This is a genomic window from Streptomyces venezuelae, from assembly GCF_008642355.1.
Lineage (GTDB): Bacteria > Actinomycetota > Actinomycetes > Streptomycetales > Streptomycetaceae > Streptomyces > Streptomyces venezuelae_B.
Window position 1 is genome coordinate 4,652,393 of record NZ_CP029193.1, and the last position, 21,523, is coordinate 4,673,915.

Annotated in this window: 22 protein-coding genes and 1 pseudogene; 18 read left to right on the forward strand and 5 right to left on the reverse strand. The window is 69.1% G+C overall.

What is annotated here, in order from left to right; translation table 11 throughout:
• The first annotated feature begins 63 nt into the window (after nucleotides 1-63).
• On the forward strand, nucleotides 64-1,167 hold the full coding sequence (locus tag DEJ47_RS21600) for an LLM class flavin-dependent oxidoreductase (protein WP_150170763.1): 1,104 nt from the start codon (nucleotides 64-66) through the stop codon (nucleotides 1,165-1,167).
• Nucleotides 1,164-1,838: an FMN reductase gene (locus tag DEJ47_RS21605; RefSeq protein ID WP_150170766.1), complete on the forward strand. Its 675-nt coding sequence runs from the start codon at nucleotides 1,164-1,166 to the stop codon at nucleotides 1,836-1,838. Before DEJ47_RS21600 ends, DEJ47_RS21605 begins: the two co-directional genes overlap by 4 nt.
• A gap of 9 nt (nucleotides 1,839-1,847) precedes the next feature.
• On the opposite strand, the gene DEJ47_RS21610 is transcribed toward DEJ47_RS21605, so the two are convergent.
• Nucleotides 1,848-2,285 carry a hypothetical protein gene (locus DEJ47_RS21610; protein ID WP_016640275.1) on the reverse strand — a complete coding sequence of 146 codons (438 nt, stop codon included), beginning with the start codon at nucleotides 2,283-2,285 and terminating at the stop codon, nucleotides 1,848-1,850.
• A 335-nt stretch (nucleotides 2,286-2,620) separates the two neighbouring features.
• On the opposite strand from DEJ47_RS21610, the gene hemL reads away from it, so the two are divergent.
• The 7 genes from hemL (at nucleotide 2,621) to ccsB (ending at nucleotide 10,421) form a co-directional block, all read left to right on the forward strand.
• Nucleotides 2,621-3,946: a glutamate-1-semialdehyde 2,1-aminomutase gene (gene hemL / locus DEJ47_RS21615; protein WP_150170768.1), complete on the forward strand. Its 1,326-nt coding sequence runs from the start codon at nucleotides 2,621-2,623 to the stop codon at nucleotides 3,944-3,946.
• A complete protein-coding gene (locus DEJ47_RS21620; protein ID WP_150170770.1) occupies nucleotides 3,943-4,635 on the forward strand; it encodes a histidine phosphatase family protein in 693 nt (230 codons plus the stop codon). The genes hemL and DEJ47_RS21620 overlap by 4 nt, the downstream gene beginning before the upstream one ends.
• Nucleotides 4,636-4,861: 226 nt before the next feature.
• Nucleotides 4,862-6,085, forward strand: a complete 1,224-nt coding sequence (locus DEJ47_RS21625) for a hypothetical protein (RefSeq protein ID WP_150170772.1) — start codon at nucleotides 4,862-4,864, stop codon at nucleotides 6,083-6,085.
• Between the two features lie 84 nt (nucleotides 6,086-6,169).
• Complete coding sequence (locus DEJ47_RS21630; protein ID WP_150170774.1) at nucleotides 6,170-6,805, forward strand: TlpA family protein disulfide reductase; 636 nt, start codon at nucleotides 6,170-6,172, stop codon at nucleotides 6,803-6,805.
• Nucleotides 6,805-7,569: a cytochrome c biogenesis CcdA family protein gene (locus DEJ47_RS21635; RefSeq protein WP_150170776.1), complete on the forward strand. Its 765-nt coding sequence runs from the start codon at nucleotides 6,805-6,807 to the stop codon at nucleotides 7,567-7,569. Before DEJ47_RS21630 ends, DEJ47_RS21635 begins: the two co-directional genes overlap by 1 nt.
• A 3-nt stretch (nucleotides 7,570-7,572) precedes the next feature.
• A complete protein-coding gene (locus tag DEJ47_RS21640; protein ID WP_150170778.1) occupies nucleotides 7,573-9,333 on the forward strand; it encodes a cytochrome c biogenesis protein ResB in 1,761 nt (586 codons plus the stop codon).
• Nucleotides 9,330-10,421, forward strand: a complete 1,092-nt coding sequence (ccsB, locus tag DEJ47_RS21645) for a c-type cytochrome biogenesis protein CcsB (protein ID WP_150170780.1) — start codon at nucleotides 9,330-9,332, stop codon at nucleotides 10,419-10,421. Before DEJ47_RS21640 ends, ccsB begins: the two co-directional genes overlap by 4 nt.
• Before the next feature lie 80 nt (nucleotides 10,422-10,501).
• Here ccsB and DEJ47_RS21650 read toward each other — a convergent pair whose 3' ends face one another.
• A complete protein-coding gene (locus DEJ47_RS21650; protein ID WP_398335823.1) occupies nucleotides 10,502-11,458 on the reverse strand; it encodes an isopenicillin N synthase family dioxygenase in 957 nt (318 codons plus the stop codon).
• Between the two features lie 113 nt (nucleotides 11,459-11,571).
• Between DEJ47_RS21650 and DEJ47_RS21655 the strand changes: the two genes are divergently transcribed.
• On the forward strand, nucleotides 11,572-12,537 hold the full coding sequence (locus tag DEJ47_RS21655; RefSeq protein WP_223828440.1) for a DMT family transporter: 966 nt from the start codon (nucleotides 11,572-11,574) through the stop codon (nucleotides 12,535-12,537).
• Here the strand turns inward: DEJ47_RS21655 and DEJ47_RS21660 are convergent.
• Together DEJ47_RS21660 and DEJ47_RS21665 are read right to left on the reverse strand one after the other, a co-directional pair.
• Nucleotides 12,440-13,330: pseudogene (locus tag DEJ47_RS21660) on the reverse strand (LysR family transcriptional regulator); the annotation flags it as partial. The gene DEJ47_RS21655 and the pseudogene DEJ47_RS21660 sit on opposite strands and share 98 nt — an antisense overlap.
• Before the next feature lie 6 nt (nucleotides 13,331-13,336).
• The gene (locus DEJ47_RS21665) at nucleotides 13,337-13,678 is read right to left on the reverse strand and encodes a PLD nuclease N-terminal domain-containing protein (protein ID WP_150170784.1); all 342 of its coding nucleotides are present in this window, start codon (nucleotides 13,676-13,678) and stop codon (nucleotides 13,337-13,339) included.
• Nucleotides 13,679-13,767: 89 nt separating this feature from the next.
• Here DEJ47_RS21665 and DEJ47_RS21670 point away from each other — a divergent pair, with 89 nt between their 5' ends.
• From DEJ47_RS21670 to DEJ47_RS21680, 3 genes are read left to right on the forward strand one after another with little or no spacing between them, the layout of a single operon-like run.
• Nucleotides 13,768-15,228, forward strand: coding sequence for a menaquinone biosynthesis decarboxylase (locus DEJ47_RS21670; protein ID WP_150170786.1), 1,461 nt, complete (start codon nucleotides 13,768-13,770; stop codon nucleotides 15,226-15,228).
• On the forward strand, nucleotides 15,225-16,127 hold the full coding sequence (gene mqnP / locus DEJ47_RS21675) for a menaquinone biosynthesis prenyltransferase MqnP (RefSeq protein ID WP_150170788.1): 903 nt from the start codon (nucleotides 15,225-15,227) through the stop codon (nucleotides 16,125-16,127). Before DEJ47_RS21670 ends, mqnP begins: the two co-directional genes overlap by 4 nt.
• Before the next feature lie 25 nt (nucleotides 16,128-16,152).
• A complete protein-coding gene (locus DEJ47_RS21680; RefSeq protein ID WP_150170790.1) occupies nucleotides 16,153-16,827 on the forward strand; it encodes a UbiX family flavin prenyltransferase in 675 nt (224 codons plus the stop codon).
• On the opposite strand, the gene DEJ47_RS37400 is transcribed toward DEJ47_RS21680, so the two are convergent.
• Entirely contained in the window at nucleotides 16,824-16,946 is a 123-nt protein-coding gene (locus tag DEJ47_RS37400; RefSeq protein ID WP_263398899.1) for a hypothetical protein, read from the reverse strand. The genes DEJ47_RS21680 and DEJ47_RS37400 overlap by 4 nt on opposite strands.
• Before the next feature lie 133 nt (nucleotides 16,947-17,079).
• Here DEJ47_RS37400 and DEJ47_RS21685 point away from each other — a divergent pair, with 133 nt between their 5' ends.
• The 5 genes from DEJ47_RS21685 to DEJ47_RS21705 all read left to right on the forward strand — a co-directional run bounded on the left by DEJ47_RS21685 (nucleotide 17,080) and on the right by DEJ47_RS21705 (nucleotide 21,450).
• Nucleotides 17,080-17,535, forward strand: a complete 456-nt coding sequence (locus DEJ47_RS21685) for an Lrp/AsnC family transcriptional regulator (protein WP_030791839.1) — start codon at nucleotides 17,080-17,082, stop codon at nucleotides 17,533-17,535.
• A 62-nt stretch (nucleotides 17,536-17,597) separates the two neighbouring features.
• The gene (mqnE, locus tag DEJ47_RS21690; RefSeq protein WP_150170792.1) at nucleotides 17,598-18,761 is read left to right on the forward strand and encodes an aminofutalosine synthase MqnE; all 1,164 of its coding nucleotides are present in this window, start codon (nucleotides 17,598-17,600) and stop codon (nucleotides 18,759-18,761) included.
• Between the two features lie 16 nt (nucleotides 18,762-18,777).
• Nucleotides 18,778-19,302, forward strand: a complete 525-nt coding sequence (locus DEJ47_RS21695; protein ID WP_150170794.1) for a GNAT family N-acetyltransferase — start codon at nucleotides 18,778-18,780, stop codon at nucleotides 19,300-19,302.
• A 111-nt stretch (nucleotides 19,303-19,413) separates the two neighbouring features.
• Nucleotides 19,414-19,719 (forward strand): DUF4229 domain-containing protein, encoded by a 306-nt coding sequence (locus DEJ47_RS21700; protein ID WP_150170796.1) that lies wholly within the window; start codon nucleotides 19,414-19,416, stop codon nucleotides 19,717-19,719.
• Nucleotides 19,720-20,067: 348 nt separating this feature from the next.
• Nucleotides 20,068-21,450: a dicarboxylate/amino acid:cation symporter gene (locus DEJ47_RS21705; RefSeq protein ID WP_150170798.1), complete on the forward strand. Its 1,383-nt coding sequence runs from the start codon at nucleotides 20,068-20,070 to the stop codon at nucleotides 21,448-21,450.
• The last annotated feature ends 73 nt before the right edge of the window (nucleotides 21,451-21,523 follow it).

Genomic DNA, 21,523 nt, shown 5'->3' on the forward strand with positions numbered 1-21,523 from the left:
CTCGTTCCGTGGGTATAGTTGAACCGTCAACAAACACGCGGACCCGCGGAGAGTGAGCAAGCCATGCAGTTCGGGATCTTCAGCGTCGGCGACGTGACCACCGACCCGACCAACGGCCGCACGCCGTCCGAGGCCGAGCGGATCAAGGCCATGGTCGCCATCGCGCTCAAGGCCGAGGAGGTCGGCCTCGACGTCTTCGCGACCGGCGAGCACCACAACCCGCCCTTCGTGCCGTCGTCCCCGACCACGATGCTCGGCTACATCGCCGCCCGTACCGAGCGCCTCGTCCTCTCCACCTCGACCACGCTCATCACCACCAACGACCCGGTGAAGATCGCCGAGGACTTCGCGATGCTCCAGCACCTCGCGGACGGCCGCGTGGACGTGATGATGGGGCGTGGCAACACCGGGCCCGTCTACCCGTGGTTCGGCAAGGACATCCGCCAGGGCATCAACCTCGCCATCGAGAACTACGCCCTCCTGCGCCGCCTCTGGGACGAGGACGTCGTCACCTGGGAGGGCAAGTTCCGTACGCCGCTGCAGTCCTTCACCTCGACGCCCCGGCCGCTCGACGGCGTCGCGCCCTTCGTCTGGCACGGCTCCATCAGGTCCCCGGAGATCGCCGAGCAGGCCGCGTACTACGGAGACGGCTTCTTCCACAACAACATCTTCTGGCCCGCCGAGCACACGGCGAAGATGGTCGAGCTGTACCGCTCGCGGTACGCGCACTACGGACACGGCACGCCCGAGCAGGCGATCGTCGGGCTCGGCGGCCAGGTGTTCATGCGGAAGAACTCGCAGGACGCGGTGCGCGAGTTCCGTCCCTACTTCGACAACGCGCCCGTCTACGGACACGGTCCCTCGCTGGAGGAGTTCACCGCGCAGACCCCGCTCACCGTCGGCTCCCCGCAGCAGGTCATCGAGCGGACCCTGTCGTTCCGCGACACCGTGGGCGACTACCAGCGGCAGCTGTTCCTGATGGACCACGCCGGACTGCCCCTGAAGACCGTCCTGGAGCAGCTCGACATCCTCGGCGAGGAGGTCGTCCCCGTGCTGCGCGAGGAGTTCGCCAAGAACCGTCCGGCCGATGTCCCGGACGCCCCCACGCACGCCTCCAGGACCGCCGCGGCCCAGCAGGCCACCGCACAGGAAGAGGTCACCGCATGAAGCTCGTCGTCGTGTCCGCAGGGCTGAGCGTGCCCTCGTCCACCCGGCTGCTCGCCGACCGGCTCACGGCCGCCACGACTCGCCACGCCGCCATCGACACCCAGGTCGAAGTGGTCGAGTTGCGGGACCTGGCGACGGAGATCGCCCAGCACCTCGTCACCGGGTTCCCGACCGCCCGGCTGGCCGCCGCGCTCGACACGGTGGCCGGCGCCCAGGGGCTGATCGCCGTCACGCCGGTGTTCTCGGGGTCGTACAGCGGACTGTTCAAGTCGTTCTTCGACGTGCTCGACAAGGACGCGTTGACCGGGAAGCCGGTGCTGATCGGCGCGACCGGCGGCACGGCGCGCCACTCGCTGGTCACCGAGCATGCCCTGCGCCCGCTCTTCAGCCATCTGCGTGCGCTGGTCCTGCCGACCGCCGTGTACGCGGCGTCGGAGGAGTGGGGCGAGGAGGGCCTCGCGGCGCGGATCACCCGTGCGGGGGCGGAGCTGGCGCGCTTCATGGCGCCCGGGAGCGAGGCGGCGCCGTCACGGGGCGCGGCACCCGACACCGACACGGCCGCGGCGATCGCGCCCCGCTCGCTGACCGGTGCGATCACCTCGGTGGACCCGGCCGACGGCTTCGAGGTCGTCCCGTTCGAGCAGCAACTCGCCGCGCTGCGGCAGTCGTAGCCGGAACGGTCAGGGCCACACCAGGCAGTACGCCTGGTGGCCCGCGTCGTGCAGGCGGTGGCTGAAATCCTGCCATTCGTGCAGGAGTTGGTACACGTTGAAGGCGTCGCGCGGGCCGCCGCGGTCCGGGACCGTGGACCATATGAACGCCGCGGCGCCCACCGACTCCTCGCCGATGCCGCGCAGCGGGTCGACGACGGTCATGGGGAGCTTCACCACGGCGTAGTCGGGGTGGAGGACGACCAGTTCGAGCGGGGGGACCTTGTGCAGGGGTATGCCCTCGATGCCGGTCAGGACCATCGCGGCCATCGTCTCCGGCTTGATCTTCGTGAACATGCCGCCCATGCCGAGCTCGTCCCCGCCGAGCTCCTCGGGCCGCATCGAGATCGGCACGCGGGCGGCGGTCGCGCCGTCCGGGGCGCCGAAGTACTTGTACGTCACCCCCACCCCGCCACTCCTGCTGCTCACCCGGTCCCGCCTGGACTCGCCGGAAGCGCCGGGCGTCTGGTCGGACGCCTGCGCCGGTTCCGCTTCCGCTTCGCGTCGGTGCTTGCCCCGCCGGGCACGCCGGGGGCCCAGGCCGTCGGTCCCCTCGCCCAGTCCGCCACCGCGATGCATATCTCCACCCGACTGCTTTGCCAGGGCGGCACGGCCCTGTCTTTTCTAGGCCTCGCGGCCCCCGCCACGCAACCCGATCATCGTGTCAGTGACCTCCCCCACGCTCACCCGCTAAAACGTGGAGTGAAACACCTGTCCGCAGGATGTCCGCGCCCTCTGACACCATGGCTCGTGTGAGCTTCCCGTATAGCGCCCCAGTTTCGCAGACTCTTTTCGACCGTGCGGCGGCCGTGACGCCCGGCGGTGTGAACTCTCCCGTGCGCGCGTTCCGCGCTGTGGGTGGTACGCCCCGTTTCATGGTGTCCGGTGCCGGTCCGTACCTGACTGATGCCGACGGCCGTGAGTACGTCGACCTCGTGTGCTCGTGGGGTCCGATGATCCTCGGGCACAGCCACCCCGAGGTGACCGCCGCCGTGCAGGAGGCCGTCGCGCGCGGCACCTCCTTCGGCACGCCCGGCGAGGGCGAGGTCGCCCTCGCCGAGGAGATCGTGGCCCGCGTCGAGCCCGTCGAGCAGGTGCGGCTCGTCTCCAGCGGCACCGAGGCGACCATGTCCGCCATCCGGCTCGCGCGCGGCTTCACCGGCCGCGCCAAGGTGATCAAGTTCGCGGGGTGCTACCACGGGCACGTCGACGCGCTGCTCGCCGCCGCCGGTTCGGGCGTGGCGACGTTCGGCCTGCCGGACACGCCGGGTGTCACCGGTGCCCAGGCGGGCGACACGATCGTCGTGCCGTACAACGACATCGAGGCCGTGCACGAGGCCTTCCACAAGTACCCCGGTGAGATCGCCTGTGTGATCACCGAGGCGTCGCCGGGCAACATGGGCGTGGTGCCGCCGCGCCCGGGGTTCAACGAGGGCCTGAAGTCCGCCTGCGCCAAGAACGGCGCGCTGTACATCTCGGACGAGGTGATGACCGGCTTCCGTACGTCGAAGGCCGGCTGGTTCGGTGTGGACGGCGTGACGCCCGACCTGATGACCTTCGGGAAGGTCATGGGCGGTGGCTTCCCCGCCGCGGCCTTCGGCGGCCGCGCGGACGTCATGGCGCACCTCGCCCCGGCGGGCCCCGTCTACCAGGCGGGCACGCTGTCCGGCAATCCGGTCGCGACGGCCGCGGGCCTCGCGCAGCTGCGGCTCCTGGACGACGCGGCGTACGAGAAGGTGGACGCGGTCTCCGCGGAGCTGCGCTCGCTCGTGACGGAGGCGCTGGGCAAGGAGGGCGTCGCCCACCGGCTGCAGAACGCGTCGAACATGTTCTCCGTCTTCTTCACCGACCGCGAGGTCCGTGACTACGAGGGCGCGAAGGCGCAGGAGTCGTTCCGCTTCACCGCGTTCTTCCACTCGATGCTGTCGCAGGGTGTGTACCTGCCGCCGTCGGCCTTCGAGTCCTGGTTCGTGTCCACCGCCCACGACGAGCGGGCGATCGAGCGGATCGCCGCCGCCCTGCCGGGTGCCGCGCGCGCGGCCGCGGAAGCCACGGAGGTCTCCGCATGACCGGCACTCCGGCGGGCGACGAGCTGACCGTCGTCCATGTGATGCGCCACGGCGAGGTGCACAACCCGGACGGGATCCTGTACGGGCGGCTTCCCGACTACCACCTGTCCGAGCTGGGCCGCCAGATGGCGGACCGGGTCGCCGAGCACCTCTCGCAGCGCGATGTCACGCACGTCGTGGCATCGCCGCTGGACCGCGCCCAGGAGACCGCCACGCCGATCGCGAAGGCGCACGGCCTGGACCTCGCCACGGACGCGCGGCTCATCGAGGCGGCCAACGTGTTCGAGGGCAAGACCTTCGGTGTCGGGGACGGCGCGCTGAAGAACCCCGACAACTGGAAGCACCTCGTCAATCCCTTCAAGCCCTCCTGGGGCGAGCCGTACGTCGAGCAGGTCGTGCGGATGATGGGCGCCCTGGACGCGGCGAAGGACGCGGCCCGCGGGCACGAGGCGGTGTGCGTCAGCCACCAGCTGCCGATCTGGATCGTGCGCAGCTTCGTGGAGAAGCGACGCCTGTGGCACGACCCGCGCAAGCGGCAGTGCACGCTCGCGTCGCTGACGACGTTCACCTACCGCGGCGACAGGATCGTTTCGGTGGGATACACGGAGCCGGCACGGGATCTGGTGCCCGCGCATCTCCTCGCCGGTGCCAAGCCGGTGAAGGGCAAGGGCAAGGCATTCGGCGCCTGAGGGCACCTGCTTTTCCCTTTAGGGCATCGCTTGAGGCCTCCCTGAACATCCCTGATTATCGACGTCGCGTAATCGCGCAGCGACTGTATGTCCTCTTCCGGTAAAACAAGACAAATAACTGCGACTTACCGGAACCCCGGTGATCGTCGCGCCCTCTAACTGGTCGTCCGTCTTGCATGGCAGATAGAGCAGGGCCGGACCCAAGGGCGCGACGATTGGGGATGGAATGCGCGACATCAGCCGCAGGGGAATGCTCGGACTCGGAGCCGGGACGGCCGCCGCTTTCGGGCTCGCGGCATGCGGCTCCGGGGGCGGCGGCGATTCGTCGGGGCCCGCGGGAAAGGCCGGGGACGAGCAGGGCGGCGCGAACAAGCAGCCCGCCAAGCCGATCGGTGACGGCTCGACCTCGTACACCGGCAAGCAGCCCCACCAGCCGGGCAAGCCCGTGCCGCTGCAGCCGGGCGAGACGCCGCCGCAGTTCGTGATCTTCTCCTGGGACGGTGCGGGCGAAGTGGGGAACGGACTGTTCCCGCGCTTTTTGAAGCTCGCCAAGGAGCACGAAGCGCACATGACGTTCTTCCTCTCGGGGCTTTATCTGCTCCCGGAATCGAAGAAGCGGATGTACCGTCCGCCGAACAACGGGGTCGGCGCTTCCGACATCGGTTATCTCACCGACGGTCACATCAAGGACACTCTGAAGTACGTGCGTGAGGCATGGCTCGACGGCCATGAAATCGGCACGCACTTCAACGGGCACTTCTGCGCGGGTACGGGTTCGGTCGCCAACTGGACTCCCGCACAGTGGCAGGACGAGATCGACCAGGCCAAGTCCTTTGTGAAGAAGTGGCGTACGAACACGGGTTGGACCGACCTGCCTTCGCTGCCCTTCGACTACGACAAGGAACTCGTCGGCGGCCGCACCCCGTGTCTGCTCGGCCAGGACAACCTGCTGCCGACGGCGAAGAAGCTCGGCTGGCGCTACGACGCGTCCTCGCCCGGCGGCCGCCAGCGCTGGCCCCAGAAGAAGATGGGCGTCTGGGACCTGCCGCTGCAGGCCGTGCCCTTCCCCGGGCACTCCTTCGAGGTCCTGTCGATGGACTACAACATCCTCGCCAACCAGTCGAAGAACTCCACGAAGGCCCCCTCGTACAACTACCCGGGCTGGCGCAAGCAGGCCACGGAGGCGTACATAGCCGGCTTCAAGCGGGCCTACGAGTCCAACCGTGCGCCGTTCTTCATCGGCAACCACTTCGAGGAGTGGAACGGCGGCATCTACATGGATGCCGTGGAGGAGGCGCTGAAGCACATCGCGGGCAAGAAGGACGTGCGGCTCGTCTCGTTCCGCCAGTTCGTCGACTGGCTCGACGTGCAGGACCCGAAGATCCTCGCCAAGCTCCAGGGCCTGGAGGTCGGCCAGCAGCCCGCAGGGGGCTGGAAGAGCCTCCGCTAGGCCTCTCGGGGCGCCTGAAGTGGGCGATTCGTTCGGTGGAGGGGGTGCGGAAGATCCCCGAAATGGACATGCGAAACTTTTCACATGAGTGTTGCCTGCCGTGCCCCACACCGCGTCGATAGCAGCAGTCACCGTCGCAGCCGTGCCGTCCTGCTCACCGCAGGCGCCGCGGTCGCGGCGCTGGCTCTCACCGCTTGCAGCTCAGGCGGCGTGTCGGGCGGTTCCGGAAACACCAACTTCGTCGCCGGGTCCGATGGCATCGCCACCGTCGAGAAGGGCGACCGCAAGCCGAACCCGTCGCTCGACGGCGAGACCCTCGACGGCAAGAAGCTGGACATCACCGAGGCCTACAAGGGCAAGATCGTCGTCATCAACGTCTGGGGTTCCTGGTGCGCTCCGTGCCGGGCCGAGGCGCCGAACTTCGTGAAGCTCGCCAAGGAGACCAAGTCCAAGGGCGTCGAATTCGTCGGGATCAACACGCGTGATCCCGAGCGCAGCCCGGCGATCTCGTTCGAGAAGCAGCACAAGGTTCCCTACCCGAGCCTGTACGACCCGACGGGGAAGCTGATGCTGCGCTTCCCCCAGGGTTCGCTCAACCCGAACGCCATCCCCTCCACGCTCGTCGTCGACCGGGACGGGAAGATCGCGGCCCGTGCGCAGCAGCCGCTGAGCGAGGAGAAGCTGCGGAAGATGATCGACCCCGTGCTCGCGGAGAAGTGATGTCGGCGCTCGCGGCCGTCACCGGTACGAACCAGACCGTCATGAGCGGGGCCCTGCTCCTCGCGATCCCCGTCGCCCTGCTGGGCGGACTCGTCTCCTTCTTCTCGCCCTGCGTCCTGCCGCTCGTGCCCGGCTATCTGTCGTACGTCACCGGGGTCGGCGGCCAGGACCTCGGCGAGGCGCGGCGCGGCCGGATGGCCGCGGGAGCCGGTCTCTTCGTGGCCGGGTTCACCGTCGTCTTCGTCTCCGCCACCGTCTTCTTCGGCGCCCTCGGCCGCACGCTCAAGGAGCACCAGAGCGTCATCAACACGACGCTCGGCGTGGTGATGATCGCGCTCGGGCTCTTCTTCATGGGACTCATGCCCTGGCTCACGCAGCGCGAGTTCCGCTTCCACAAGCGGCCCGCCGTCGGGCTGGCCGGCGCGCCGGTCGTGGGCGCGCTCTTCGCCGTCGGGTGGACGCCGTGCATCGGCCCGACCCTCGCCTCGGTCATGGCGCTCTCCGCCGACAGCGCCAACGCGGAGCGCGGCGCGATCCTCGGTGTCGCGTACTCCCTGGGGCTCGGCATTCCGTTCATCCTCGCGGCCGTCGCCTTCCGCAAGACGCTCGGCGCGTTCGGCTGGGTGAAGCGGCACTACGCATGGGTGATGCGCGTCGGCGGCATCATGATGATCGCGACCGGCCTGCTCCTCGTCACCGGTGCGTGGGACAGCATCGTCCAGGACATGCAGGTCTGGACCAGCAGCTACACGGTGGGGATCTGATCCATGAGCAAGACGGAAGCGCCCGCGGGCAAGACCGGAACCCCTGACGAGCAGGGTGAATTCGGTGCCGCCGGTGCCAGCATGTCCACCGCCCCCCGGGACCGGGACCGCGAGGACCCGGCACCCAACCTGCCGCGGCTCGGCGTCATCGGCTGGCTGCGCTGGTTCTGGCGGCAGCTGACCTCGATGCGGGTCGCGCTCATCCTGCTCCTGCTGCTCTCCCTCGGCGCGATCCCGGGCTCGCTGATCCCGCAGAACAACGTCGACGAGCTCAAGGTCCAGGACTTCACGGAGCGGCACACCACGCTCGCCCCGATCTACGACAAGCTGCAGCTCTTCGACGTCTACAGCTCGGTGTGGTTCTCCGCGATCTACATCCTCCTGTTCGTCTCCCTCATCGGCTGCATCGTGCCGCGCACCTGGCAGTTCGTCGGCCAGCTCCGCGGTCGCCCGCCGGGCGCGCCGAAGAAGCTGACGCGACTGCCCGCGTACACGACGTGGCGCACCGAGGCCGAGCCCGAGCAGGTGCACGAGGCCGCGCTCACGATGCTCAGACAGCGCCGCTTCCGCGCGCACACCGCGGGCTCCGGCGCGGGTGCCTCGGTCGCCGCGGAGAAGGGCTATCTGCGTGAGGCCGGCAACCTCATGTTCCACATCGCGCTGATCGTGATGCTGGTCGCGTTCGCCGCCGGACAGCTCTTCAAGTCCGAGGGCGGCAAGCTGATCATGGAGGGTGACGGTTTCGCCAACACCCTCAGCCAGTACGACGACTTCAAGTCCGGCAGCCTCTTCGACTCCTCGAACCTGGCGCCGTTCAGCTTCAGGCTCGACGAGTTCGTCGGTACGTACGAGAAGTCGGGCCCCAACCGCGGCACGGCCCGCACCTACCGGGCGGACGTCACCTACAGCGAGGGCGCCGACGGCCCCGAGAAGAAGAAGTCCATCGAGGTCAACAAGCCGCTGGAGATCGACGGCTCGAAGGTCTACCTCATCGGGCACGGCTTCGCCCCCGCCGTCACCGTCCGCGACGGCAAGGGCAAGATCGTCTACCAGGCGTCCGTGCCGGTGCTTCCCATCGACCAGAACGGCACCGCGACCGGCGCCATCAAGGTCATGGACAACTACCGCGACAAGAACGGCAAGCCCGACCAGCTCGGCTTCAACGCCTTCTTCGTGCCGACCTTCGCGGGCGTCGGCAAGGGCCAGATGTTCTCGCAGTTCCCCGCCGCGGAGTACCCGGTGCTCGCGCTGTCCGCGTACCACGGCAGCCTGGGCGTCGACGCCGGTGTCCCGCAGAACGTGTACCAGCTGGACACCCGCAAGATGAAGAAGTTCAAGGACGCCGACGGGCAGCTGTTCAAGCAGCGGCTGCGCCCCGGCGAGACCATGAAGCTCCCCGACGGCGCCGGGTCGATCACCTTCGAGAAGAATCTCAAGGAGTGGGCGACCTTCCAGATCTCGCAGCAGCCCGGCACCGGATGGGCGCTGGGCGGCGCGATCGCCGCCGTCGCCGGTCTCGCCGGTTCGCTGTTCATCCAGCGCCGCCGCGTGTGGGTGCGGGCGGTCAAGGGCGCCGACGGCGTCACCGTCGTCGAGATGGCGGGCCTCGGCCGCAGCGAGTCCGCCAAGGTTCCCGAGGAGCTCGCCCAGCTCGCCGCGCACCTGCACGATCAGGCGCCGACCGCGCCCGAGTCCGACCCCAAGCCGGAAGCCTCTTCCGACTCCGACCCCGATGTCGTACCTGCCGAAGGGGCTGAGAAGTGAATCTCGCCACCACCCTGGCCGCCGAGCCCAACGAGAACCTCGCGCACATCAGCAACGTGCTGATCTACTCCGCGATGGCCGTCTATCTGCTGGCGTTCTTCGCGCACATGGCGGAGTGGCTCTTCGGCAGCCGCAGCAAGGTCGCCCGCACCGCCGCGGCGCTCACCCCGAGCAAGACCGCAGCTGCCGCGCCCGCCGTCACCGCCCAGGCCAAGGGCGGCACCGCCACCCTGGAGCGGCCGAAGGTCGTCACCCGGTCCGTGGCCGGTACGCGTGACGTGCCGGACGGTCCCGGCGCCTCCGCCGGGGACGAGAAGGGCGACCTCTACGGCCGCATCGCGGTCTCCCTCACGGTGCTCGCCTTCCTCCTGGAGTTCGGCGGCGTCCTCACCCGCGCCCTGTCGGTGCAGCGCGCGCCGTGGGGCAACATGTACGAGTTCAGCATCACCTTCTCCACCGTCGCCGTCGGCGTGTACCTGGTGCTGCTCGCGCTGAAGAAGCCCATCGCCTGGCTGGGCCTCCCGCTGGTCACGACGGTCCTGCTCGACCTCGGCCTCGCCGTCACCGTCCTGTACACCGACAGCGACCAGCTGGTCCCGGCCCTCCACTCGTACTGGCTGTGGATCCACGTCTCCACCGCGATCTTCTGCGGCGCGGTCTTCTACGTCGGGTTCGTCGCGACGATGCTCTACCTCTTCCGCGACAGCTACGAGACGAAGCTGGCGGGCGGCGGACAGCCCGGCAAGTTCGCCACCTCCGTCCTGGAGCGCCTCCCCTCGGCGGCCTCCCTCGACAAGTTCTCGTACCGCCTGAACGCCGCGATCTTCCCGCTCTGGACGTTCACGATCATCGCGGGCGCGATCTGGGCGGGCGACGCGTGGGGCCGCTACTGGGGCTGGGACCCCAAGGAGGTCTGGTCCTTCATCACGTGGGTCGCCTACGCCGGTTACCTGCACGCCCGCGCCACGGCGGGCTGGAAGGGCCGCAAGGCCGCCTACCTGGCCCTGATCGCCTTCGGCTGCTGGCTGTTCAACTACTACGGCGTGAACATCTTCGTCACCGGCAAGCACTCGTACGCCGGAGTCTGAGCGAAGCGCATCCGGAAGAAGCCGGTTCCCGTGACCCAGGTCACGGGAACCGGCTTCCGTCGCATCAGGGACGCGGATGGCTAGTCCGCCGTGATCGCGTCCAGCTGCCCCCGCAGGTACACGTGCGAGTCGACGCCGCGTACGTCCGTGCCCGGGTCGCACTCGTAGAAGTACACGAGGGACATCAGCTCCTCCGCGGGCAGGTCGGAGGGTGGGGGCAGGACGCGGTGGCGGCCCGACTGCCAGCGGCCGTCGGTCCAGCGGGCCATCAGGTCGCCGATGTTGACCGTGAACGCCTCCGGGTCGAAGGGGGCGTCCTGCCAGCCCTCCTCGTCCGTGAAGACCTGGAGGCCGCCCCGGCCCGCCTCGCGGTCGAGGACCGTGACCGTGCCGAAGTCCGTGTGCGGGCCGATGCGGAACTGGCCCGGCTCCGGCTCGCCGACGGTGTCGCGGCCCGGGTACCAGTTGATGTTGAAGCCCCACGTGGGGTGCCCGGTGTGGCGGGTGAAGAAGTCCTCGGGCTCGCCCAGCGCCACGCCGAGGAGTCCGAGGAGGCGGTCCGAGAGCGTCCGCATCTCCCGCAGATACATCGTCACCAGGGCCCGCAGCTCCGGCGTCTCCTCGGGCCACGTGTTCGCCGCGAACCACTCCGCGTCGACCGCCGCGTCCCCCGTCGGCTCGTCGGCGGCGAAGGACAGGGACTCCTTGAGGTCCGGGGGAGCGGCCGTGCCCTCCGCGTAGCTGTTCGCCTCTGCGCCGGGGCCCAGCCAGCCGCGACCGCCGACCTTCACCGCGTACGGCCGCTTCGCCCGCTCGGGGAGGCGGAAGAAGCCACGCGCCGAGGCCCGGATCGCCGCGCGCAGCGCCGGGTCGACGCCGTGCCCGGTGACGAGGAGGAAACCGGCGCTGCGCAGCGCCTCGTCGACGGTCCGTGCCGTCCGTGCGCGCGCCTCGGCGTCGCCGGAGAGCCAGGGCCGCAGGTCGATGGTCGGGATGCCGGACGCGCTGTTCGCCGATGCGCTGCTCATGTCGTCCATCGTGCCCGCCCGCGCCCTCTGTCAGGCCTCATCGGCAGCACCGATGGAGCCATCGGAAGGACGCCCCACTGGCGCTTGGACCAGCGCGTACGTCCGCTCGTAGCTTCATGGACATGACCTCCACCAAGCTCTCCGAGCGCCTGGGCACGGCCCAGCTCACCGCCGCCATGATGCTGTCCGGCACCCTCGGCATCTTCGTCGTCGAGTCCGGCGCCTCCGCCTTCGACGTCGTCTTCTTCCGCGTCCTGTTCGGCGCCCTCGCCCTCGGCGCGTACGCGTTCGCCCGCGGCTACTTCCGCGACCACGGCCTCACCCGCAAGAAGCTCGGACTCGCCGCTCTCGGCGGGGTGTTCATCGTCTTCAACTGGGTGTTCCTCTTCACGGCGTACGAGGCGACCTCGATCTCCCTGGCCACCGTCGTCTACCACACGCAGCCGTTCTTCCTGGTGCTGCTCAGCGCCCTCGTCCTGCGCGAGCGCCTGTCCCGCTCCCAACTGGGCTGGCTGGTCGTCGCGTTCGCGGGGCTCATCCTCGTCTCGGGGGTGAGGTCCGGGGACGCGGGATCGCTCGCCGGCATCGGGCTCGCGCTCCTCGCCGCCGTCCTCTACGCCCTGTCCACCCTCGTCACCAAGCGCGTCACCGGCGTTCGGCCGCACCTGATCGCCCTGGTCCAGGTCGTCGTCGGCATCCCGCTGCTGCTGCCCTTCACCGACTTCGGCGCGATGAGCGGCACCGGCGCGGGATGGGCCTGGCTCGCCGGGCTCGGCGTGATCCACACCGGCCTCATGTACGTCCTGATGTACGCGGCGTACGCGAAGCTGCCCACCGCCAAGATCGCCGTGCTCGCCTTCACCTACCCGGCCGTCGCGATGGTCGCCGACTGGGCGGTCTACGGCCACGGCATCGGGCTCGTGCAGGCCCTCGGCGTCCCGCTGATCGTCGCCGCGAGCCTCAAGGTCACGCTGGCCCGGACGGCGAACCCTGCTCCCGCACGAGCCGCACGGCCTGCTCGACGAACAGCCGCACCTGCGGAGCGAGACGCTTCCCCGACCGCCACGCGAGCTGCGTCCACAGGGTGAACGGCGGCTCCCAGTCCAGCCGGACGAGCGTGCCGGCCGCGAGCTCCCTGGCCACCGTCACGGCAGGCAGCAGCGCGACACCCAGACCGCCCGCCACCCCCTGCTTCGTCGCCTCGATGGTGCCGAACTCCATGAAGGGGGGTGGCGTGCCGGTCTGTTCGCGCAGTTCACTCTCGAAGAGGTCACGGTAGGGACAGCCGGGTTCGGTGCCGACGAGCTGCGCCGACGCCAGGTCGCCCGTGGTGAGGGCGTCCGCGCCGCGCCCCGCGAGGGGATGGGTGGGCGCGCAGACGAGGACCAGCGGCTCACGGGCGAGGACCTCGGTCTCCAGGCCCTGGTGCTCGGTATCGGGCTCCATCAGGAAGCCCACGTCGTACGTCCCCTGCCGCAGCGCCTGCCGGGTCTCGTCGCCCAGCGTGGGGCGCAGCGAGAGCCGCACCTTCGGGTAGCGGTGGTGGAAGAGTTCGAGGAGCGGCGGCAGCCGGTAGGAGGTCAGCGATTCCATGGTGCCGACCGCGATGGTGCCGGAGGGTTCCTCGGCGCCGACGACGGTGGCCCGCGCCTCGTCGGCGAGGTCGATGATCTGCCGGGCGTAGGGCAGCAGCCGCTCGCCCGCCTCGGTGAGCCGGATGCGGCTGCCGAGCCGGTCGAAGAGCTCCGTGCCGAGGGAGGTCTCCAGGGCGCGGACCTGGCTGGTGACGCTGGACTGCGCGTACTTCAGCTCGGTGGCGGCGCGGGTGAAGCTGAGGACGGTGGCGACCTTCTCGAAGGTCACGAGGAGCCGCAGTTCCACGGTCCCTCAGCCCTCGGTGCCCTTGTCACGGTTGTTCTCGTCGCGCTTGTTCTCGTCGCGGTTGTTCTCGTCCGGGCGCTCCTCGCGCAGGGACTTGAGGAACTCGGGGTTGTCGTCGGGCGCGACCCAGCGGGTCCTGCCGCCTCCCGAGGTGCCCGGCGCTTGCCGCTTCTTGCCGGTGACGAACCAGGCGACGGGGCCGAGAAGGACCTCTCCGAAGAGGAGGACGATGATGACCCACACCACCTTGGGCAGATGCCTGACCTCCTTCTCCGGAGTGTTCAGGACATCGATGAAGGCGTAGATCCACACCGCCAGGACCAGCAGGAACGGCAGATACCTGAGCATGGTGGCGCGATCCCCCAAGCGGTTGCGGCGGGTGGCGTGCGTGCCCCCGGTGACGGGGCCAGGGTAACCGGTGCCGGATACTGGAACGCATGGCTTACGACGATCTTCGCTCCCTGCTCCGGGCACTGGACCGCGAGGGCGATCTCAAGCGCATCAAGGCCGAGGTCGACCCGTACCTGGAGGTCGGTGAGATCGTCGACCGGGTGCAGAAGGCCGGCGGTCCCGCGCTCCTCTTCGAGAACGTCAAGGGCTCCGCGATGCCCCTGGCGATGAACGTGTACGGGACGGACCGCCGCCTCCTGAAGGCGCTCGGCCTGAAGTCGTACGACGAGATCAGCGAGAAGATCGGCGGGCTGCTCAAGCCGGAGCTGCCGCACGGTTTCGTCGGGGTGCGCGAGGCGTTCGGGAAGCTCGGCGCGATGACGCACGTACCGCCGAAGAAGGTGAAGTCCGACAGCGCGCCCGTCCAGGAGGTCGTCCTCACCGGCGACGACGTGGACCTGGAGCGGCTGCCCGCGCTGTTCACCTGGCCCGAGGACGGTGGCTCCTTCTTCAACCTGGGCCTGACCCACACCAAGGACCCCGACACCGGCGTGCGGAACCTGGGTCTGTACCGCCTGCAGCGGCACGACAAGCGCACCATCGGCATGCACTGGCAGATCCACAAGGACAGCCGCAACCACTACCAGGTGGCCGCCCGCCGCGGCGAGAAGCTGCCGGTCGCGATCGCCTTCGGCTGCCCGCCCGCCGTGACGTACGCCTCCACGGCGCCGCTGCCCGGTGACATGGACGAGTACATGCTGGCCGGGTTCATCCAGGGCAAGCGCGTGGAGATGGTCGACTGCAAGACGGTGCCGCTCCAGGTGCCCGCGCACGCCGAGGTCGTCATCGAGGGCTGGCTGGAGCCGGGCGAGATGCTTCCCGAGGGTCCCTTCGGCGACCACACCGGCTTCTACACGCCGCAGGAACCCTTCCCCGCACTCAAGATCGACTGCGTGACGATGCGGAAGCGGCCGCTGCTCCAGTCCATCGTGGTCGGCCGCCCGCCGACGGAGGACGGCCCGCTGGGCCGTGCGACGGAGCGCTTCTTCCTCCCCCTCCTCAAGGTGATCGTCCCGGACATCGTCGACTACCACCTGCCGGAGTCCGGCGGCTTCCACAACTGCGCGATCGTCTCGATCGACAAGAAGTACCCGAAGCACGCGCAGAAGGTCATGCACGCCATCTGGGGCGCACACATGATGTCCCTGACGAAGCTGATCATCGTGGTGGACAAGGACTGCGACGTGCACAACCTGCACGAGGTGTCCTGGCGCGCGCTCGGCAACACGGACTACGCCCGCGACCTCACCGTCGTCGAGGGCCCCGTCGACCACCTCGACCACGCCTCCTACCAGCAGTTCTGGGGCGGCAAGGCGGGCATCGACGCGACGAAGAAGCTGCCCGAGGAGGGCTACACCCGGGACGGCGGCTGGCCGAACATGGTCGAGTCCGACCCGGCCGTCGCGGCGAAGGTCGACCGTCGCTGGAAGGAGTACGGACTCTCGTGAGTTCAGCATCAGCCGCGATCCCGCAGCCGGGGCGCACCAAGGCATTTCTTCGGCTCGTGATGATCGAGCACTCCGTGTTCGCGCTGCCGTTCGCGTACATCGCCGCGCTGACCGCGATGTACCGGCTCGACGAGAACATCCACTGGGGGCGGCTGCTCCTGGTCACGATCTGCATGGTGGGGCTGCGGACGTTCGCGATGGCGGCGAACCGGATCATCGACCGCGAGATCGACGCCCGCAACCCGCGCACCGCCCACCGCGAGCTCGTCACGGGCGCGGTGTCGGTGAAGTCGGCGTGGACGGGCGCGCTGATCGCGCTCGCCGTGTTCCTCGCGTCGGCCGCGCTGCTCAACCCGCTCTGTCTGGCGCTGGCGCCCGTCGCGGTGGTGCCGATGGTCGTCTATCCGTACGGCAAGCGGTTCACGAACTTCCCGCAGGCGATCCTCGGCCTCGCCCAGGCGATGGGCCCGGTCGGCGCGTGGATCGCGGTCACCGGCGAGTGGTCGGGCCAGGCGGTGATCCTCGGGCTCGCGGTCGGCGTCTGGATCGGCGGCTTCGACCTGATCTACGCCTGCCAGGACGTGGAGACGGACCGCGAGGTCGGCGTGAAGTCCGTGCCGGCGCGGTTCGGCATCCCCGCCGCGATCCGGGGCGCCCGCGCCTGCCATCTGGTGACGACGGCGCTCTTCGTCTGGTACGCGGCGTCCACCGACGCGGGCGTGTTCTTCTGGCTCGGTCTCGCGATCGTCGCCGGAGCGTTTGTCTACGAGCACTCGATCGTGCGCCCGCACGACCTCTCCCGTCTGAACCGTGCCTTCTTCCAGGTGAACGGATTCATCGGGATCGCCCTGTTCGCGTGCGCGCTGCTCGATCTGCTCGTACGCGGCCTCACCGTCTGAACGGCCCGAAGATAGGCTTCGCAGCGTGAACCCAGGAGATACACAGCGTAGGCCTTGGATCGTGGGGGTCTCGGGTGCCTCGGGCACTCCGTACGCCGCCGCCGTGCTGCGTGCGCTGCTCGCGGCGGGGGAGAGCGTGGACCTCGTCGTGTCCCGGGCCTCGCGGCTGACGCTGCTCGACGAGACGGGCATCGCCTTCCGGGACGCGCACTGGCGGGACGACCTGCGGCAGTGGCTGGGGCGCGGCGCGGACGGCAAGCCGGGGGTGTTCGACCCGGACGTGTCCGACGTGCGGTACTGGTCGGCCGGTGACCTGGCGGCGGGACCTTCCTCCGGGTCGTACGCGACGAAGGGGATGCTGATCGTGCCGACGTCCACGGCGTGCGTGGCCGGGGTGGCGCTGGGGCTCTCGAAGGATCTGCTGCAGCGGTCGGCGAGCGTGACGCTGAAGGAAGGCCGACGGCTCGTGGTCTGCGTACGCGAGACGCCGCTGAACGGTCAGACGCTGAAGCACTTGGTGAGCCTGGACGAGGCGGGCGCGATCGTGCTGCCCGCCTCTCCGGCGTTCTACGCGGGGGCGACGCACATCCAGGATCTGGTGGACTTCGTCGCCGGGCGGGTGCTGGACGCGGCGCGGGTGCCGCACAGCCTGTACCGCCGGTGGGAGGGAGAGCTGGGCTCCGGCTCCCAGGGGGGTTAGCGCTTCTTGGCGGCTCGCTTCGCGCGGGCCTTGGGCGCGGCGGTCTTGTGGGCACGCGAGCGGTTGGCCAGGTCCTGGAGCTCGCGCATGCGGGCGTAGGCCATCTCGATCGAGTACACGGGTGACTCACTCCTGAAGGATCGTCGTTGATCTGCTGAGATTGAGAAAGATTCGCAGGGTCTAGACCCTGTTGCGCCTTAGATTCTACACATAGACTCGCGGTATCGCTGAATAATGAAAGGCATCGCACCTATGGACGCCGTGGACAGGCAGCTCATCCAGGCTTTGCGGGAGAACGGACGGGCGTCGTACGCCGAACTCGGCCGGCTCGTCGGCCTCTCCGGGCCCAGCGTCACGGACCGGATCAACCGCCTGGAGGCGGCCGGTGTCATCACGGGTTACCGCGCGACCGTCGACTCCGCCTCGCTCGGCCTCGGCGTCATCGCCCTCATCGGCATCTCGCTCTCCGACGCCGCCGACCACGAGGACGTGGCGCGGCGCCTGAAGGACCTGCACGAGATCGAGGACTGCTGGTTCATCGCGGGCGACGACTCGTACATGCTCAAGGTCAGGGCCAGCGACGTGGACGGTCTGGAGAAGACGATCCGCAGGCTCAGCGGCACGCGGGGCGTCTCCCGCACGCGGACGACCATCGTGCTCTCCACCAAGTGGGAGAACCGGGTCGGAGAGCTGCCCGAAGAGGAGTGAGCCCCGGGGCGTACCGTTGGCGAGAGTTTGTGGCAGGTCGTAGGGAGAGGTAAGGGCGAGGCATGGACGCAGGACTCAAGCGCGAGCTGGAAGACAAGGTCCGGGCCGGGGAGCGGTTGTCCCGCGAGGACGGCATCGCGCTCTACGAGTCGGACGACCTGGCCTGGCTCGGCGGGCTCGCCCACGAGGTGCGCACCCGCAAGAACGGCGACGTCGTGCACTTCAACGTCAACCGCCACCTCAACATGACCAACGTGTGCACCGCGTCCTGCGCGTACTGCTCGTTCCAGCGCAAGCCGGGCGAGAAGGACGCGTACACGATGCGCATCGAGGAGGCCGTCCGCCTCGCGAAGGCGATGGAGGGCGAGAACCTCACCGAACTGCACATCGTCAACGGCCTGCACCCGAACCTGCCGTGGCGGTACTACCCGCGTTCGCTCAGCGAGCTCAAGAAGGCGCTCCCGAACGTCTCCCTGAAGGCCTTCACCGCCACCGAGATCCACCACTTCGAGACGATCTCGGGGATGCCCGCCTCCGAGATCCTCGACGAGCTGATCGAGGCGGGCCTCGAATCGCTCACCGGCGGCGGCGCGGAGATCTTCGACTGGGAGGTCCGCCGGCACATCGTCGACCACCGCACCCACTGGGAGGACTGGTCGCGCATCCACCGCCTCGCGCACGAGAAGGGTCTCAAGACCCCGAGCACGATGCTGTACGGCCACATCGAGGAGCGCCGCCACCGCGTCGACCACGTCCTGCGCCTGCGTGAACTGCAGGACGAGACCGGCGGCTTCCAGGTCTTCATCCCGCTGCGCTACCAGCACGACTTCGTCGACATGCAGGACGGCAAGGTCAGGAACCGCCTCCAGGCGCGGACGACCATGGCGTCCGGCGCGGAGGCGCTGAAGACCTTCGCGGTGTCGCGGCTCCTCTTCGACAACGTCCCGCACGTCAAGGTCTTCTGGGTCATGCACGGCCTGCACACCACACAGCTCGCCCTGCAGCACGGCGCGGACGACATGGACGGCTCGGTCGTCGAGTACAAGATCACGCACGACGCGGACAACTTCGGCACGCCGAACAAGCTGACCCGCGAGGACCTGCTCGGCCTGATCCGCGAGGCCGGCTTCCGCCCGGTCGAGCGGAACACGCGGTACGAGGCGATCCGGGAGTACGAGGGTCCCGACCCGCTGCTGCGGGAGACCCCGCAGGCCATGCGGGTCTGAGCGGGCCGCTCGTATCGTGTCGCTCACTTTTCGGCTGGATCCGCCGGTCGACCCCGCGCTGCGTGACGGCGTCCTCGCCCTGTGGGCCGACGTCACCAACGCGGGCGGGGCCGTCGGCTTCGTGCCGCCCACGACGCCCGAGGAGGTACGCCCCGAGTTCGTCCGGCACCTCGCCGCGATGAGCGAGGGCCGGACCCGCCTCCTCGTGGGGTTCGACGAGGACGGGGCCGTCGCCGCGACCGCGTTCCTCACCCACAACACGCACCGCCTCATGCGGCACTGGATATGGCTCTACACGGTCATGGTCCACCCCCGGCACCAGGGCAAGGGGTACGGCCGCGACCTGATGGCGGCCGTCGAGGACGCGGCCCGCACGCTGGAGGGCACGGACGCGATCCGGCTCACCTGCCGCGGTGGCACGGGCCTGGAGCACTTCTACGCGTCGTGCGGCTACAAGGAGGTCGGTCGGGTGCCCGGCGCCATACGGGTCGCGCCGGGCGACGACCGCGACGACATCATGTTTCTGCGGCAGCTCCGGTAGACCGTCTCTCGTCGAGCGGGCCGACCCCCTTGCGGGGGGCCGAGTTCTCCATGCTTCACTGGAGAGGCTCGTCCTGCTCGGGCCCATTTCGGAACGGAAGAGTGGATTGACATGCTCCGCTACACGCTGATGCGCCTCGGGATCTTCGTGGGTTGCTTCTTGGTCGTCTGGGGCCTCGTCTACTCCGAGATCCTGCCGCGCGGCCTCGGCGACTCGAACCTGCTCTGGGTGCTGCTGCTCGCGCTGGTCGTCTCCGCGCCCATCAGCTTCGTCGTCCTCCGCAAGGAGCGGGACCGCGCCTCGGAGACCGTCGTGGCGCGCGTGGACCGCGCCAAGGCGAACCTGGAGGCGAACCGCACGCAGGAGGACGAGGCGGACGACGTGGCGCGGGCGCGGGCGCAGGCGCAGGGTTCGTAAGCTACGTCACACACTTTCGGGGACCCCGGTTCCGGAGCAGCGCTCCGGGGCCGGGGTTCCGTGCGTTGTGGGGTGCCGACCGCACCCTCGCGCACCCTTACCTCAAACAAGACCTTTGATGTTCTCAAAGCACGAGTGTTAACGTGTTCGACATGAAGACAGCAGCAGCGCACCGCAACGCCATGAGCGTCCCGCTCGTGGCGCGCCTGCATGTCGACCTCTGCCGCTGCATGTCCGCGGCCTGTCACATCTGAACGTGACCCCCGCTGCAGCGGCCCCGCTGACCCTTCGCGGTCGCCGCTCCCGTACGTCCCCCTCCCCCTGAACTTTCCTCACCGGAGTGTGTCCGTGTCCGCGAATTCCGCGACGCCCGCCGACAAGGCGAGCCAGCCCGAGAAGCCCCAGTCCGGCTTCCGGATACCCAGGTTCCTCAAGCTTCCCTTCTGGGCCCAGATCCTCGGCGGCCTCGTGCTGGGCGTCCTGCTCGGCTGGCTCGCCCGCAGCCAGGACATCTCCTGGCTCGTCACGACCCTCTCCAAGGTCGGCGACACCTTCATCGGCCTGCTGAAGCTCGCGGTCGCCCCGCTCGTCTTCTTCGCGATCCTGGTGTCGATCACCAACCTGCGGAAGGTCAACAACGCCGCACGGCTCGCCACCCGCACGCTGCTCTGGTTCATGATCACGTCGCTGATCGCGGTGGCCATCGGCCTCACCATCGGCCTGATCACCAACCCGGGCTCCGGCACCGGCCTCACCCCGAAGGACGGCAAGGCCCCCGACCACGCGGGCTCCTGGATCGACTTCCTCACCGGGATCATCCCGACGGACGTCATCACGCCCTTCACCGACCTGAACGTCCTGCAGATCGTCTTCATGGCCGCCGTCGCCGGTATCGCCGTGCTGAAGATCGGCGACAAGGCGCAGCCGATCCTGGAGCTGAGCGAGTCGGTGCTCGCCCTCCTCCAGAAGGCCCTGTGGTGGGTCATCAAGCTCTCCCCGATCGGCACCATCGGCCTCATCGGCTTCGCCATCGCGGACTACGGCTGGAACCTCATCAGCAAGTACGCGACGTTCACCGCCGACATCTACATCGGCTGCGCGCTGGTCCTCTTCGGCGTCTACCCGCTGCTCCTCGCGTTCGTCGCCAAGGTCAACCCGCTCCAGTTCTTCAAGGGCGCCTGGCCCGCGATCCAGCTGGCGTTCGTCTCCCGCTCCTCGGTCGGCACGATGCCGATCACCCAGAAGGTCACCGAGCGCCTCGGCGTCCCGAAGGAGTACACGTCCTTCGCCGTGCCCTTCGGCGCGACCACGAAGATGGACGGCTGCGCCGCGATCTACCCGTCGATCGCCGCGATCTTCGTCGCGCAGATCTTCGACGTGAACCTGGGCATCAAGGAGTACCTGCTCATCGCGTTCGTGTCGGTCGTCGGCTCCGCCGCGACGGCGGGTCTGACCGGCGCCACGGTCATGCTGACGCTGACCCTGTCGACGCTCGGCCTCCCGATGGAGGGCGTGGGCCTGCTCCTCGCCATCGACCCGGTCCTCGACATGATGCGCACCGCGACGAACGTCGCCGGCCAGGCGCTGGTCCCGGTCATCGTCGCGGCCCGCGAGAAGATCCTCGACCGCGAGGCGTACGAGCGTGCGTCGGCGTCGGCGCTGGAGGACTTCGACTCCGCGGACTCGCCGGAGGACGCGCGGCCGTCGCGGACGGTGCCTGCGACCGCGTGAGGCGGTCCACGACGCTGGGACTTCTTGCGTCCCTTTGACCCTTGCCGGTCATGGGAACCCCACCCCGGAACAA

Coding starts and splice junctions, on each gene's coding strand:
- DEJ47_RS21600 (WP_150170763.1), top strand. CDS start 64: ATGCAGTTCGGGATCTTCAGCGTCGGCGACGTGACCACCGACCCGACC.
- DEJ47_RS21605 (WP_150170766.1), top strand. CDS start 1,164: ATGAAGCTCGTCGTCGTGTCCGCAGGGCTGAGCGTGCCCTCGTCCACC.
- hemL (WP_150170768.1), top strand. CDS start 2,621: ATGGCTCGTGTGAGCTTCCCGTATAGCGCCCCAGTTTCGCAGACTCTT.
- DEJ47_RS21620 (WP_150170770.1), top strand. CDS start 3,943: ATGACCGGCACTCCGGCGGGCGACGAGCTGACCGTCGTCCATGTGATG.
- DEJ47_RS21625 (WP_150170772.1), top strand. CDS start 4,862: ATGCGCGACATCAGCCGCAGGGGAATGCTCGGACTCGGAGCCGGGACG.
- DEJ47_RS21630 (WP_150170774.1), top strand. CDS start 6,170: ATGAGTGTTGCCTGCCGTGCCCCACACCGCGTCGATAGCAGCAGTCAC.
- DEJ47_RS21635 (WP_150170776.1), top strand. CDS start 6,805: ATGTCGGCGCTCGCGGCCGTCACCGGTACGAACCAGACCGTCATGAGC.
- DEJ47_RS21640 (WP_150170778.1), top strand. CDS start 7,573: ATGAGCAAGACGGAAGCGCCCGCGGGCAAGACCGGAACCCCTGACGAG.
- DEJ47_RS21650 (WP_398335823.1), bottom strand. CDS start 11,458: ATGGACGACATGAGCAGCGCATCGGCGAACAGCGCGTCCGGCATCCCG.
- DEJ47_RS21655 (WP_223828440.1), top strand. CDS start 11,572: ATGACCTCCACCAAGCTCTCCGAGCGCCTGGGCACGGCCCAGCTCACC.
- DEJ47_RS21665 (WP_150170784.1), bottom strand. CDS start 13,678: ATGCTCAGGTATCTGCCGTTCCTGCTGGTCCTGGCGGTGTGGATCTAC.
- DEJ47_RS21670 (WP_150170786.1), top strand. CDS start 13,768: ATGGCTTACGACGATCTTCGCTCCCTGCTCCGGGCACTGGACCGCGAG.
- DEJ47_RS21685 (WP_030791839.1), top strand. CDS start 17,080: ATGGACGCCGTGGACAGGCAGCTCATCCAGGCTTTGCGGGAGAACGGA.
- mqnE (WP_150170792.1), top strand. CDS start 17,598: ATGGACGCAGGACTCAAGCGCGAGCTGGAAGACAAGGTCCGGGCCGGG.
- DEJ47_RS21700 (WP_150170796.1), top strand. CDS start 19,414: ATGCTCCGCTACACGCTGATGCGCCTCGGGATCTTCGTGGGTTGCTTC.